The sequence below is a fragment of the Mesorhizobium sp. WSM4832 genome (assembly GCF_055811115.1).
Genome location: NZ_JBVVQH010000021.1, coordinates 41,937 through 54,475 on the forward strand (window position 1 = coordinate 41,937; position 12,539 = coordinate 54,475).

The following is a 12,539-nucleotide window of genomic DNA, read 5'->3' on the forward strand; positions in this document are numbered from 1 at the left end:
AAGAAAAGTGTGAGCGGTTAGGTTCGGCGTCTTCGCCGTAACCTTCCGTCTGGAATTGTGTCAAAACAAAGAGATAGACCGGTTCGCCGTTTCCGTGAAACGGTGAGCCAACCTTCACGATTCTGCGATTCTACGAGGGAATGAATATTCCATATTGACAGAATTGTGGAATTATTGTTCCATCCTAAACAAGGAGGAACGGAAGCGCCCGCGTGCTGCCCGGGAGGAGCCGGAAGAGCCGAATAATCTCATCCCGCTTCACGCAAACGGCACCAGACACCGCTTGCATCGACCATGGCGATGCTCTATCAAAAAACGGCATCTGTTTTTTATTGATAAAGTTCTGTTTGGCCGCGCCTACCCAGATGGAGCTTCCGCAACCTTCAACCAGGCGACTTAGGGAGGAACCTAATGAAATTCGTGACCAGCCTTCTCAACCGCCGTGCCTTCGTGGCTCTGGCCGCTGCCTCGATGCTCGCCGGCGTGCTGCATTCAGCACCCGCTTCGGCCGCCGACGCGACCATCCCGATCATCGTCAAGGACACCACCTCCTTCTACTGGCAGATCGTGCTGGCCGGCGCCCGCAAGGCCGGCAAGGATCTCGGCGTCAACGTGCCGGAACTCGGCGCCCAGGCCGAAACCGACGTCAATGGCCAGATCTCGATCCTCGAAAACGCCGTCGCCGGCAACCCGGCCGCTATCGTCATCTCGCCGACCGAGTTCAAGGCGCTCGGCAAGCCGATCGACGAGGCGGCTTCCAAGGTCAAGGTCATCGGCATCGACTCCGGCGCCGACTCCAAGGCCTTCACGTCCTTCCTGACCACCGACAACGTCCAGGGCGGCCGCGTCGCCGCTGACGGTCTCGCCGCCGCGATCGGCGCCGCCAATGGCGGCAAGGTCGAGGGCAAGGTTGCGCTGATCACAGCACTTCCCGGCGCCGGCTCGCTCGAGCAACGCGCGCAAGGGTTCAAGGAACAGCTCAAGGCCAAGTATCCGGGTCTCGAGCTGGTCGCCGACAAATATGCCGACGGTCAGGCTACGACCGGCCTCAACATCGCAACCGACCTGATCACCGCCAATCCGGACCTCAAGGGCATCTTCGCCTCCAACCTGATCATGGCGCAGGGCGTCGGCCAGGCGATCGCCGAGAACAACCTTGCCGGCAAGGTGGGGCTGATCGGCTTCGACAGCGACGAGAAGCTGATCAAGTTCCTCAATGACGGCGTCATCTCCGGCCTCGTCGTCCAGGACCCGTACCGGATGGGTTACGACGGCATCAAGACCGCCTTGGCCGCTTCGAAGGGCGAAAAGGTCGAGGCCAATGTCGACACCGGCGCCAACCTCGTCACCAAGGACAACATGAAGGATCCGAAGATCGACGCGCTGCTCAACCCGAAGCTCAACTGAGCATCGAGACCTATCGGTTTCCGGGACGGCGTCGTCGTCCCGGAACCATCCTCACAGCGGCTTGGCAATTCGCCGGCTTGCTTTAGGCTCGCGTTTAAGACGCATCGCTGCGTACCCAACGGTTGAGACCAATCTGGGAGGATTGTCATGACGTCGACGGCGCAGGAACTGCACCCAGCCCCCACACTGGAGCCGGGCAGGACGATCCTCGAACTCAACGGGCTGGAAAAGCGCTACCCCGGCACGCATGCGCTGAAGCCTGTACAACTCGCCTTCAAGGCGGGTGAGATCCACGCCATCGTCGGCGAGAACGGCGCCGGCAAATCCACCCTCATCAAGCTTCTGACCGGCGTCATGCCGCGCACCTCGGGCGAGGTCATCTGGGAAGGCAAGCCGGCGGCTTTGGCCACCCCGCATGAGGCGATGGCGCTGGGCATCAACGCCGTCCACCAGGAGGTGGTGCTGTGCCGCCATCTCACCGTCGCCGCCAACATGTTCCTCGGCGAGGAGGAGTCCCGCTTCGGCCTGCTGCAGCAGCGCGCCATGGTCAAGGAAGCGCAGAAGATCATCGACGGGCTCGGCTTCGACCTGCCGGCGCACGTCGTGCTCGGCGATCTCACCATCGGCCAGCAGCAGCTGATCGCCGCCGCCCGCGCAACCGTGCGCGGCACCAAGTTCCTGATCTTCGACGAGCCGACTGCCTACCTCACCCGCAAGGAAGCCGACCAGCTCTTCAAGCTGATCCGCCGGCTCAAGAGCGAAGGCGTCACCATCATCTATATCAGCCACCGCATGGAGGAAGTGTTCGAGCTCGCCGACCGCGTTTCCGTGCTGCGCGACGGGACCCTCGTCGGCACCAGGAACATCGCTGAGACAAACGACGCCGAGCTGGTCAAGATGATGATCAACCGCTCGATCGAGCAGATCTACCACAAGGAGCATTTCACCCCCGGGGCCGCGATCGTCGAGACGAAGAACCTCTCGGGCAAAGGCTTCGAGAATGTCTCGGTGACGGTCCGCGCCGGCGAGATCGTCGGCCTCTACGGCCTGATCGGCGCCGGCCGCAGCGAGTTCGTCACCACGCTCTACGGCCGCCACCGGAAGTCGGCCGGCCAGATCCTGTGGCAGGGCAAGGAAGTCCAGGTCAATTCCGAGCACGACGCGATCCGGCTCGGCATGGCGCTGGCGCCGGAAAGCCGCCGCGATCAGGGCCTGTGCCTCAATTTGCCGGTCGGCATGAACCTCAACCTGCCGATCTACAAGCGCATCTCGAGCAACCTTTTGATTTCCGGTGCCAAGGAAAAGGCCGAGGCCGACCGCCAGATCGCCGGCTTGCGCATCAAGACGCCGACGCGCAATGCGCTCGCCTCCAGCCTGTCCGGCGGCAACCAGCAGAAGATCGTCATCGGCAAATGGCTGGCGCATGGCGCCAAGCTGTTCATCTTCGACGAGCCGACGGTTGGCGTCGATGTCGGCACCAAGGCCGAGATCTACCGGCTGTTCAGCGCGCTTCTGTCGAAAGGCGCCGGCATCATCCTGATCTCGTCCTATCTGCCGGAAGTTTATGAACTGGCCGACACGCTGCATGTGTTCCGGCGCGGCAAGCTGGTCGCCACGCATGGCTTCCGCACCGCCGACCACGAGGAAATTCTCACGCAGGCGCTTGCCGAGAAACAAGAAAAGCAGGGAGGTCAGACATGAGCACCGAGGCCATCGCCGTCGAAAAGCCCAAGCGAAATTACAACGCCCTGTTCGGGCTGACGCTGCTGGCGCTGCTGGTTCTGCTGTGGGTCATCCTGTCGCTGGCGACGACGAGCTTCGCCTCGGCCAACAACATCTCGAACCTTTTGCGTCAAGGTTCGATGATTGCCATCCTGGCGGTCGGCCAGACGTTCGTCATCATCACCGGCGGCATCGATCTTTCCGTCGGCGCGGTGGTCGGCTTCACCACCGTCATCGCCGCCATGTTGATCAATGCCGGCCTGCCGGTCTTCCTCGCTATCCTGATCACTCTTCTGGTCGGCGTCGCCATCGGCCTGTTCCACGGCTTCGGCATCGTCAAAATGGGCCTGCCGCCCTTCATCATCACGCTGGCGACGCTGACATCCCTGCGCGGCATCGGCCTGTTGATGACCAACGGCAATTCGATCTCGATCAACAACGACGCCTTCCAGGAGTTCTCGCGCAATTCCTTCGTCGGCGTCCCCAACCTGTTCTGGATGGTCATCCTGGTTGGTATTCCGGCCTACGTGTTCCTGCATCACAGCCGCTGGGGCCGCTATCTGTTCTCGGTCGGCTCCAATGCAGAGGCCTCGCGCCTGTCCGGCGTCAACGTGCAGCGCACCATCTACATGGCCTACACGCTGTCCGGCCTGTGCGCGGCCTTCGTCGGCGTGCTGCTCGCCTCACGCATCGGCATCGGCAACCCGACGCAGGCCGAAGGCTGGGAACTGCAGGCGATTGCCTCGTCGGTGATCGGCGGCACCTCGCTGTTCGGCGCGGTGGGTTCGGTGCATGGGCCGCTGCTCGGCGCCTTCATCCTGGCCACCATCAACAACGGCGCCAACCTGCTCAACGTCAATGCCTTCTGGCAGCGGATCATCACCGGCCTGCTGATCATCGTCATCGTCTACTTCGACGGTCTGCGCCGTCGCGGCAAATGAATCCTCCCTGAAACTTCCGCGCCGGCCCGCGAGACCGAGGCCGGCGCGCTTTTTTGCTTCGGATTGCCCATGAAAGCCGTTGTCTGCCGCTCGCCCGGCGAGCTTGTCCTCGAAGACCGCGCCGACCCCGGTGCGCCGCCGCCCGGCTGGGCGCGCGTCGCGGTCAGCCATGTCGGCATCTGCGGCACCGACTACCACATCTTCGAAGGCAAGCATCCCTTCCTGGCCTATCCGCGCATCATGGGCCACGAGGTTTCCGGCACGATCGTCGAGGCGGGTGAAGGCGTCGACATCAGCGTCGGCGAGCCGGTGATCATCAATCCCTATCTGGCCTGCGGCAAATGCATTGCCTGCCGGCATGGCAAGCCGAATTGCTGCGTCAAGATCGAAGTGCTGGGCGTCCACCGCGACGGCGCTATGTGCGACGAGATCCTGGTACCGGCGCAAAACCTCTACCCGGCAAACGGCCTGTCGCTGGCCGACGCCGCCGCGGTGGAATTCCTGGCCATCGGCGCGCATGCGGTGCGCCGATCGCTTGGCATGCCCGGCGCGCGCACGCTGGTCATCGGCGCCGGCCCGATCGGCCTCGGTACGGCGATCTTCGCGCGCATCGCAGGGCAAGACGTCAGCCTGCTCGACATGAGCGCCGAGCGCCTCGGCTTCGCCGAAAAAGAACTCGGCTTTGCCGCGCTGGACGGTTCGAAGGCAACAGCCGATGAACTGGTGCGGCAGGCAACCGCCGGCGAAGGTTTCGATCTTGTCTTCGACGCGACCGGCAACACCCAGTCTGTGCAGTCGGCTTTCGTCCATGTCGCGCATGGCGGCACGCTGGTGCTGGTCAGCGTCGTCAAGGACGACATCGCCTTCTCCGACCCCGAATTCCACAAGCGCGAGATGACGCTGATCGGCAGCCGCAATGCGCTGAAGGCGGATTTCGAGCATGTGGCCGCTTCGATCCGCAACGGTGCCGTGCCGCTCGCCAAGCTCGTCACCCACCGCACGACGCTCGCCGGAACGCCGCGGGATCTCGCCAGATGGACGCATGAGAAGTCGGGGTTGATCAAGGCGGTTATCGAGGTCGGCTAGGAAGCCCGCATCGAGGTCTCGCTAACTGGATGGTTGTCTGCCCCGGCAAGTCGCAGTCTTGGTGGTTGGCAGAAGCGCCTATCCCTTCGTCATCCACGGGCGGAGCAAGGAGCGTAGCGACGCAGCGCAGACCCGAGGATCCATTCCGTGACGTCGACGCGTTGCAGCGATCCAGAATTCTGCTCCGCTGCGCTCTACGATCAAGGTTACGGAATGGATCCTCGGGTCTGCGCTCCGCTTCGCGTCGCTCCGCCCGTGGATGACGACCTCCGGTTTATCGTCCGAAGATGACGATGCCGAAGGCTAATCGCCGCCCGACAGCCTCAGTTCCACCCGTTCCGCGGGAAAGCGCGACTCGGCGAACTGGATCGGCTGGCCGTCGAGCGTGACGTTGACCGCGACGGTGACCAGCACGATGGCGCCGGGCTGCAAATCCAGCGCGGCAAGGTCGTCGGCATCGGCATGACGTGCCGACAGCACCGTCGAGTGTCTCAGATAGTCGTTGATGCCGAAGCGCTTGAGCGAGGCGGTGATCGATCCCGTCTCGGCCATGGCGGATTCGATGCCGGTGAAGCGTCCGGCATCGAACCAGGTCGTCGCGCGCGACACCGGGTGACCGTCGGCCTCGCCGCGTGTCTCCAGGCGGATGACGGCCGCGCCCTTCGCTATAGCCAGCGCCTCGGCGATGCGCCGGCTGGCCGGCTCTGTCGATGACGACAATAGCGCGATATGCCGTTCGGTCGTCTGCCCCTGCAGCCCGGTCGAGAAGCGCGTGCGCGCGCCGATCGGATAGGACAGACGCTTGCGCGACAAGACGAAGGTGCCGCGCCCCTGCTCGGCCCTCAGCACGCCTTCCTGCACAAGTGCTGCGATGGCGCTGCGCACTGTGTGGCGGTTGACGCCGTAGCGCGCCGCCAACACGACTTCAGGCGGCAGCGCTGCATTCTCGGCGAAATCGCCACTCGCGATCCCCTGCAAGATCCTGTCGGCGATCTGCCGCCACAGCGACACGCCGTTGCGTCTTTCGATGCTGCCCGCCAGTCCGACCACTCACTGCCCCCAAAGCAATTTCTTGCGCCTGTCATCCACCCGTCATGGACTCTCGTTACGAGATAAGTATAATTTGTATAATTGTCTATATCAATAGACAAATTCCGATATGCAGGAGCGATGCCATGCGAGGACAGGAAGCGCGCGAGCAGGCTGGGCGGAAGGCCTTGATGGCGACGCTGGCGCATGCCGCGGCCGATGAGATCGCCCGTCTGTGGAACGAGTCGGGCCTGCCTTCCGAGGCCGAGCTTTTGCGCGGCCCGGAGACCGGATTGGTAACGGTGCGCGGGCGGATCGGCGGCGGCGGCGCGCCCTTCAATGTCGGCGAGGCGACCGTCACCCGCGCCACGGTGCGGCTGCCGACCGGGCAGGTCGGCCATTCCTACGCGCTCGGCCGCGACAAGGGCAAGGCTAAGCTGGCAGCCATTGCCGACGCGCTGTGGCAGGACCCGGCGCACCGCGAGGCGGTCGAGACGAAGCTGGCCGCGCCCTTGCGCACGGCGCTCGATGCGGCGCGCGAGACGCGGCGGGTCGAAACGGCGGCCACGAAAGTGGATTTCTTCACCATGGTGCGCGGAGAGGACTGATGGATATCGCCACGCAATCGATCGACGGCGGTTTCACCGAACCGGTCTTCAACGCGCAGATCGTCTTCCGCGCCATCATGGACGCGATGGCGCGCCCCGGCACGGTCCAGACCCTGCAGCAGCTCGCCCATCCGCCGGCGCCGTTGTCGGCAACGGCCGGCGCCGTGGCGTTGGCGCTCTGCGACAACGACACGCCGCTCTGGCTCGATCCGCCGCTGCAGGCCGAAGCTTCGGTCAAGGCCTGGCTCGGCTTTCACACCGGCGCGCCTTTGGCCAACACGCCGGCCGACGCGCATTTCGCCTTGATCGCCAAACCGGCGGAAATGGTGGCGCTCGACGGTTTCTCGCAAGGCACTCAGGAATATCCCGACCGCTCGACGACGCTAATCCTGCTCACCAGCGATCTCGGTTCCGGCCCGACATTGCTGCTCGAAGGCCCCGGCATCGAAAAGACGGCGATGATCGCGCCGACCGGCATGCCGCGCCATTTCGTCGAGCAATGGAAGCAGAACAACCAGCGTTTCCCGCGCGGCGTCGACATCATCCTGGCGGCGCCCGGCAGCCTCGCCTGCCTGCCGCGCACCACCCGCATCAAGACGATGGAGGCATGACATGTATGTCGCGGTGAAAGGCGGCGAGGCCGCTATAGCCAACGCCCATCGCCTGCTGGCCGATCGCCGCCGCGGCGATCGTTCCGTGCCGGCGCTGCGCCTCGACCAGATCGTCGAGCAGTTGGCGCTTGGCGTCGACAGGGTGATGAGCGAAGGCTCGCTCTATGATCGCGAGCTCGCCGCTTTAGCCGTCGTCCAGGCGCGCGGCGACATGATCGAGGCGATCTTCCTGGTGCGCGCCTACCGCACCACGCTGCCCCGTTTCGGTTATACCAATCCGGTCGATACCGGCGCGATGCAACTCGAGCGGCGGGTGTCGGCCACCTACAAGGACCTGCCCGGCGGGCAAGTGCTCGGCCCGACCTTCGACTATACCCACCGACTGCTCGATCCCGAACTCGCCGCCGGCACCGAGGTCGAAACGCCGGCGCAGCGTCCGGTCGAGGCCGAAGCGATGCCGCGTGTCTCCGCCATCCTCGCCCATGAAGGCCTGATCGAAGCCGATGGCGACATGCCGCTCGACCACGTGCCTGGCGACATCACCCGCGAGCCGCTGCAATTCCCGATGGCGCGCGACATCCGCCTGCAGGCCCTGTCGCGCGGCGACGAGGGTTTTCTGCTGGCGCTCGGCTATTCGACGCAGCGCGGCTATGCCCGCAACCATCCTTTCGTCGGCGAGGTGCGCATCGGCGAAGTCGAGCTCGAGCTGGAGGTTCCGGAACTGCCTTTCGCCGTGCCGCTCGGCTCGATCCGCGTCACCGAATGCCAGATGGTCAACCAGTTCAAGGGCTCGGCCAAGGTGCCGCCGCAGTTCACCCGCGGCTACGGCCTCGTCTTTGGCCAGAGCGAGCGCAAGGCGATGGCGATGGCGCTATGCGACCGGGCGCTGCGTGCCGCCGAGCTCGGCGAGGATGTCGTCGCTGCCGCGCAGGACGAGGAGTTCGTCATCTCGCATTCCGACAATGTCCAGGCGACCGGCTTCGTCGAGCATCTGAAGCTGCCGCACTATGTCGACTTCCAGGCCGAGCTCGGCCTCGTTCGCCGCATGCGCGCCGAATACGAGGCGCGGGAAAACGAGAACCAGGCCGCCGAGGAAAAGCGAGAGGCGGCGGAATGACCCTAACGCCCGCCGCCACCGAACCACAGGCCGATAAAACCACGCGCGCCAGCAACGGTCTCGCCACGTGGAGGCGCCTTTGGCGCGGGCAGGACCATCTTCCACAGCACAAAGGCCACGATGCCGGCAAACACCAGCAGCAGCACGCCAAGATGCAACCAACCGGTGGAGTCCATGTGGGCCCGCTCTCGCGTCTTAAGCACCAATTTCTTACCACAGAGCGGACGTGATCGCCATGACCGACATCGCCACCTACAACTTCGCCTATCTCGACGAGCAGACCAAGCGGATGATCCGCCGCGCCATCCTCAAGGGCATCGCCATTCCCGGCTACCAGGTGCCCTTTGCCTCGCGCGAGATGCCGATGCCGTACGGCTGGGGCACCGGCGGCGTGCAGGTCACCGCCTCGATCATCGGTCCGGATGATGTGCTTAAAGTCATCGACCAGGGCGCCGACGACACGACCAACGCCGTCTCGATCCGCGCCTTCTTCAAGAAAGTCGCCAACGTCGCCGTCACCACCGACACGGCGAAGGCGAGCATCATCCAGACCCGCCACCGCATTCCGGAACGGCCGCTGACCGCCGGCCAGGTGCTGGTCTTCCAGGTGCCGATCCCCGAGCCGCTGCGCTTCCTCGAGCCGCGCGAGACCGAAACGCGAAAAATGCATGCGCTGGAGGAATACGGCCTGATGCATGTCAAGCTCTACGAGGACATCGCCAGGCACGGCCGCATCGCCACCACCTATGCCTATCCGGTGAAGGTCGAGGGCCGCTATGTGATGGATCCTTCGCCGACGCCGAAATTCGACAATCCGAAGATGCATCGTTCGCCGGCTTTGCAATTGTTCGGCGCCGGCCGCGAGAAGCGCATCTACGCGGTGCCGCCCTTCACCGACGTCGTCAGCCTCGATTTCGAGGATCATCCCTTCGAGGTGCAGACCTTCGACCAGCCCTGCGCGCTGTGCGGCGCCGAAAATGTCTATCTCGACGAGGTCATCCTCGATGACCACGGCGGCCACATGTTCGTCTGCTCGGATACCGACCACTGCGAGAAGCGGCGTGGCGACCCTACCTCCCCCTTGTGGGGAGGTCGCGCCGAAGGCGCGGGTGGGGGTGACTTGGCAGCGACCCATCCAACCCCCACCCCGGCGCTGCGCGCCGACCCTCCCCACAACGGGAAGGGTAAGGAGGCCGAATGACCGACGAACCGCTGCTGCGCGTTTCAGCACTTTCCAAATTCTACGGCTCGCGCGTCGGCTGCGAGAACGTCACTTTCGATCTCTGGCCGGGCGAGGTTCTGGCAGTGGTCGGCGAGTCCGGCTCCGGCAAGACGACGCTGCTCGACTGCCTGTCGACCAGGCTGCTGCCGTCGTCCGGCACGGCGAGCTACCGCATGCGCGATGGCCAGTGGCGCGAGCTTTACCGCATGAGCGAGGCCGAGCGCCGCTTCCTGATGCGCACCGACTGGGGTTTTGTCCATCAGAACCCGGCCGATGGCCTGCGCATGACGGTGTCCGCCGGCGCCAATGTCGGCGAGAGGCTGATGGCCGTCGGCGATCGTCACTACGGCAAGATCCGGGCCACCGCGGTCGACTGGCTGTCGCGTGTCGAGATCGACGAGGACCGCATCGACGACGAGCCGCGCGCTTTCTCCGGCGGCATGCGCCAGCGCCTGCAGATCGCCCGCAATTTGGTGACCGGACCGCGCCTGGTGTTCATGGACGAGCCGACCGGCGGCCTCGACGTTTCGGTGCAGGCGCGCCTGCTCGATTTGTTGCGCGGGCTGGTCACCGACCTCGGTCTTGCCGCGATCGTCGTCACCCATGACCTCGCCGTGGCGCGGCTTCTGTCGCAGCGCATGATGGTGATGAAGGACGGCCGCGTCGTCGAAAGCGGCCTCACCGACCGCGTGCTCGACGACCCGCGCGCGCCTTACACGCAGTTGCTTGTTTCTTCGATCCTGCAGGTTTGATCATGGCCACCCCGCTTGTCGTTTCCGATGTCGCGAAAAGCTTCACCATGCATCTGCGCGACGGCGTCACGCTGCCGGTGGTGGCGGGCGTCTCCTTCTCGATCCGCGCCGGCGAATGCGCCGTGCTCGGCGGCCCGTCCGGCGCGGGAAAAAGCTCGATCCTGAAGATGCTCTATGGCAACTACGCCGTCGATGAAGGCCAGATCATCGTCCAGCATGCGGGCGGGCTGATCGATCTCGCGACAGCCAGTCCGCGCACCGTGCTTGCCGTGCGCCGCCGTACCATCGGCTATGTCAGCCAGTTCCTGCGCACCGTGCCGCGCGTCCCGGCGCTCGACGTCGTCGCCGAGCCGCTGGTCGAGCGCGGCGAGGACAGGGATGCGGCGCGTGCGAAGGCTCGTGCGCTGTTGGCGCAGCTCAACCTGCCGGAAAAGCTTTGGGCCCTGCCGCCCGCGACCTTCTCCGGCGGAGAGCAGCAGCGCGTCAACATCGCGCGCGGCTTCATCACCGAGCATCCGATCCTCCTGCTCGACGAACCGACCGCTTCGCTCGACGCCAGGAACCGCGATGTCGTGGTCCAGCTGATCGCCGCCAAGAAGGCGGCGGGCGTCGCCTTGCTCGGCATCTTCCATGATCTCGACGTGCGCGACGCCGTCGCCGATCGCGTCATCGACGTCACCGCTTTCGCCGCAGGCAAGGTAGCCGCATGATGAAGCTTTCGGAAACGCCGCTGATCCATCCGACGGCGCAGGTCGAGAACTCGACGCTCGGCCGCTGGACCGAGATCGCCGAGCGCAGCCGCGTCGCCGAATGCGAGCTCGGCGACTATTCCTACATGATGCAGGACTGCGCCGTCTGGTGCGCGACTATTCGAAAGTTCTCCAACATCGCGGCAAGCGTGCGCATCAACGCCACCAACCACCCGACCTGGCGGCCGACCCTGCACCACTTCACCTACCGCGCCTCCGACTATTGGGACGACGCCGAGCATGAGAGCGAATTCTTCGCTCAGCGCCGCGCAAAGCGCGTCACCATCGGCCACGACACCTGGCTCGGCCACGGTTCGACGGTCCTGCCCGGCGTGAGCGTCGGCGACGGCGCGGCGGTCGGCGCGGGTGCGGTGGTGTCGAAGGATGTCGCGCCCTACACCATCGTCGGCGGCGTGCCGGCAAAGCCGATCCGCGAGCGCTTCGACCGCCGCACCGCCGAGCGCTACCAGGCTTTAGCCTGGTGGGATTGGGATCATGCGAGGCTGCGCGCCGCGCTCGACGATTTTCGTGAACTGTCGGCCGAGGCTTTCCTGGAGAAACACGGCGGCTGAAGACGGGCGTGTTTTCGCGTGTGTCCAGGAACATGCGCATATGCTAAAGTGAGGTATGTTTGAGGGGTTCATGCAGCCCTTGCGAGAAGACGTGCCGGCCCCGCCGACAGCCGCCGCGGAGCCGGGAATGGTGACTGCCTTTGTGGTCCTGGTCTTTCTCGGCAGTATCCTTGCCGCTATTTGGTTCTGATCCGTTTCCATCTCGCGCGAGACCCTGACCGTGCCGATCATTCGTCCCGCCACACCGGCCGACACAAATGCGATCTGGTCCATTCTCGAACCTGTCCTGCGGGCCGGTGAAACTTATGCGCTGCCCCGCGACTGGAACCGCGACCAGGCGCTGGGCTACTGGTTTTCCGATGGCCACGACGTGTTCGTGGCCGAGGAAACCGGCGACGTGGCAGGCTGCTACTATCTCCACGCCAACCAGCGTGGTGGCGGCGCGCATATCGCCAATTGCGGCTATGTGACATCGGCCGCATCGACCGGGCGCGGCATTGCGACCGCGATGTGCGAGCATTCCTTGCAGCGGGCTGTCGAACTCGGCTTCCGCGCCATGCAGTTCAACTTCGTCATCAGCAGCAACGAGCGCGCGGTGAAGCTGTGGCAGCGGCTCGGCTTCGACATTGTCGGCACCATCCCGCAAGCATTCGACCATCCGCGGCTAGGCTATGTCGATGCGTTCGTGATGCACCGCATGCTGTAGACATACGTGGGTTTCAC

14 protein-coding genes are annotated in these 12,539 nt (G+C 64.6%); 12 read left to right on the plus strand and 2 right to left on the minus strand.

Features of this window, described 5'->3' with window-relative positions; translation table 11 throughout:
* The first annotated feature begins 411 nt into the window (after positions 1 to 411).
* From AC0L2L_RS25665 to AC0L2L_RS25680, 4 genes are all read left to right on the plus strand, one after another.
* Positions 412 to 1,407: an ABC transporter substrate-binding protein gene (locus AC0L2L_RS25665; protein WP_027165418.1), complete on the plus strand. Its 996-nt coding sequence runs from the start codon at positions 412 to 414 to the stop codon at positions 1,405 to 1,407.
* A gap of 147 nt (positions 1,408 to 1,554) precedes the next feature.
* Positions 1,555 to 3,108, plus strand: a complete 1,554-nt coding sequence (locus AC0L2L_RS25670) for a sugar ABC transporter ATP-binding protein (RefSeq protein ID WP_473582273.1) — start codon at positions 1,555 to 1,557, stop codon at positions 3,106 to 3,108.
* Entirely contained in the window at positions 3,105 to 4,070 is a 966-nt protein-coding gene (locus AC0L2L_RS25675; protein ID WP_027165420.1) for an ABC transporter permease, read from the plus strand. Before AC0L2L_RS25670 ends, AC0L2L_RS25675 begins: the two co-directional genes overlap by 4 nt.
* A 69-nt stretch (positions 4,071 to 4,139) precedes the next feature.
* Entirely contained in the window at positions 4,140 to 5,156 is a 1,017-nt protein-coding gene (locus AC0L2L_RS25680) for a zinc-binding alcohol dehydrogenase family protein (protein WP_473582275.1), read from the plus strand.
* Positions 5,157 to 5,459: 303 nt separating this feature from the next.
* Here the strand turns inward: AC0L2L_RS25680 and phnF are convergent, their stop codons facing one another.
* Entirely contained in the window at positions 5,460 to 6,197 is a 738-nt protein-coding gene (phnF, locus tag AC0L2L_RS25685; RefSeq protein WP_473582449.1) for a phosphonate metabolism transcriptional regulator PhnF, read from the minus strand.
* Positions 6,198 to 6,331: 134 nt separating this feature from the next.
* On the opposite strand from phnF, the gene phnG reads away from it, so the two are divergent.
* From phnG to AC0L2L_RS25700, 3 genes are read left to right on the plus strand one after another with little or no spacing between them, the layout of a single operon-like run.
* The gene (gene phnG / locus AC0L2L_RS25690) at positions 6,332 to 6,793 is read left to right on the plus strand and encodes a phosphonate C-P lyase system protein PhnG (protein WP_473582277.1); all 462 of its coding nucleotides are present in this window, start codon (positions 6,332 to 6,334) and stop codon (positions 6,791 to 6,793) included.
* Positions 6,793 to 7,404: a phosphonate C-P lyase system protein PhnH gene (phnH, locus tag AC0L2L_RS25695; RefSeq protein WP_473582278.1), complete on the plus strand. Its 612-nt coding sequence runs from the start codon at positions 6,793 to 6,795 to the stop codon at positions 7,402 to 7,404. Before phnG ends, phnH begins: the two co-directional genes overlap by 1 nt.
* 1 nt (position 7,405) lies before the next feature.
* Positions 7,406 to 8,521, plus strand: coding sequence for a carbon-phosphorus lyase complex subunit (locus AC0L2L_RS25700; RefSeq protein WP_473582280.1), 1,116 nt, complete (start codon positions 7,406 to 7,408; stop codon positions 8,519 to 8,521).
* Positions 8,522 to 8,523: 2 nt separating this feature from the next.
* On the opposite strand, the gene AC0L2L_RS25705 is transcribed toward AC0L2L_RS25700, so the two are convergent.
* A complete protein-coding gene (locus AC0L2L_RS25705) occupies positions 8,524 to 8,697 on the minus strand; it encodes a hypothetical protein (protein WP_188131508.1) in 174 nt (57 codons plus the stop codon).
* Positions 8,698 to 8,756: 59 nt separating this feature from the next.
* Between AC0L2L_RS25705 and AC0L2L_RS25710 the strand changes: the two genes are divergently transcribed.
* From AC0L2L_RS25710 to AC0L2L_RS25730, 5 genes are all read left to right on the plus strand, one after another.
* Positions 8,757 to 9,722, plus strand: coding sequence for an alpha-D-ribose 1-methylphosphonate 5-phosphate C-P-lyase PhnJ (locus AC0L2L_RS25710; RefSeq protein WP_473582282.1), 966 nt, complete (start codon positions 8,757 to 8,759; stop codon positions 9,720 to 9,722).
* Entirely contained in the window at positions 9,719 to 10,495 is a 777-nt protein-coding gene (phnK, locus tag AC0L2L_RS25715) for a phosphonate C-P lyase system protein PhnK (protein WP_473582284.1), read from the plus strand. Before AC0L2L_RS25710 ends, phnK begins: the two co-directional genes overlap by 4 nt.
* A 2-nt stretch (positions 10,496 to 10,497) precedes the next feature.
* On the plus strand, positions 10,498 to 11,205 hold the full coding sequence (gene phnL / locus AC0L2L_RS25720) for a phosphonate C-P lyase system protein PhnL (protein ID WP_473582286.1): 708 nt from the start codon (positions 10,498 to 10,500) through the stop codon (positions 11,203 to 11,205).
* A complete protein-coding gene (locus AC0L2L_RS25725) occupies positions 11,202 to 11,816 on the plus strand; it encodes a DapH/DapD/GlmU-related protein (RefSeq protein WP_473582287.1) in 615 nt (204 codons plus the stop codon). The genes phnL and AC0L2L_RS25725 overlap by 4 nt, the downstream gene beginning before the upstream one ends.
* Before the next feature lie 214 nt (positions 11,817 to 12,030).
* A complete protein-coding gene (locus tag AC0L2L_RS25730) occupies positions 12,031 to 12,522 on the plus strand; it encodes a GNAT family N-acetyltransferase (protein ID WP_473582451.1) in 492 nt (163 codons plus the stop codon).
* The last annotated feature ends 17 nt before the right edge of the window (positions 12,523 to 12,539 follow it).